Raw genomic sequence first — 881 nt, 5'->3', positions numbered from 1 at the left:
CCGCGGTGCCGGCCGTGGCGCCGACGAACGTCTCGACCAGCAGCACGTGGCCGAAGCGGGTGCGGCCCCCGGTCAGCGAATAGGGGCGCACCCGGGCGGGTTTGCGGTCCCCGCCGCGGACGGGGAGCTGGTGTTTCGGGGCGCTGGTCATCGGGGGCTCCCGGCGGACTCGTGCTCCGCGCTCGCCGCGCCTTCCGTGTCGTCCGCGCCCTCCAGGTTCTTGCGCAGTTCGCTGCGGAGTTCGGGGGTCAGGACGTGGCCGGCTCGGCCGACGAACAGGGCCATGTGGTACGCCACGACGCTCATGTCGCACTCCGCCGAGCCGTGCACGCCGAGCAGCGAGCCGTCGCTGATCGACATCACGAAGAGGCTGCCCTCGTCCATGGCGACCATCGTGTGCTTGACGNNTCCGGGCCGCTGCGGGCGCGGGCGAGCGACTCGTCGGAGGAGAGGAGCAGCAGGCCGTCGGAGGAGACCACGGCGACGGACAGGATGCCGGGCACCTCCTCGACGAGGTTCGTCAGCAGCCAGTGCAGGTTGCGGGCCTCACTGCTCAGTCCGAAGGTACTGGGCGCGGTCAACTGCTTGCCTCCTCGACAGTGCCCCCCGTGGCTTCCTCGGTTGTGACGTCCCCGCGGGACCGCTCGGCCGCCAGCTCCGCCTCGACGTCCCGCCGCCCCGCGTCCGCACCCTGGCGGAACCCGCCGAGCCGCCTGCGCAGCGCCTCGGCGTCCACGGACCCCGACCGCGGCCGCGGGGGAGCGACCGGCGCGGTGATCTTCGGCGTCCGCTTCGGCAGTCCCTTGGCGGTGAGGGGCTCGTCGGCGGCAGGTCCGTCGGCGACGCGGGTGTGTTCGTGGTCGGCGGGGGCGGGGGGTACG

Annotated in this window: 3 pseudogenes; all 3 read right to left on the bottom strand. The window is 73.7% G+C overall.

Annotated features, from left to right (window positions below):
- Window positions 1-151 (bottom strand): annotated as a pseudogene (locus tag CCN29_RS34570) (DUF742 domain-containing protein); the annotation flags it as partial.
- Window positions 148-581, bottom strand: a pseudogene (locus tag CCN29_RS34565) (roadblock/LC7 domain-containing protein). The pseudogenes CCN29_RS34570 and CCN29_RS34565, both read right to left, overlap by 4 nt.
- A pseudogene (locus CCN29_RS34560) lies at window positions 578-881 on the bottom strand (histidine kinase); the annotation flags it as partial. The pseudogenes CCN29_RS34565 and CCN29_RS34560, both read right to left, overlap by 4 nt.

The sequence above is a fragment of the Streptomyces pseudogriseolus genome, assembly GCA_002154585.1.
GTDB lineage: Bacteria > Actinomycetota > Actinomycetes > Streptomycetales > Streptomycetaceae > Streptomyces > Streptomyces pseudogriseolus.
Note: the sequence above shows the minus strand (reverse complement) of the source record. Positions and strands in the feature narration are given on the sequence as shown.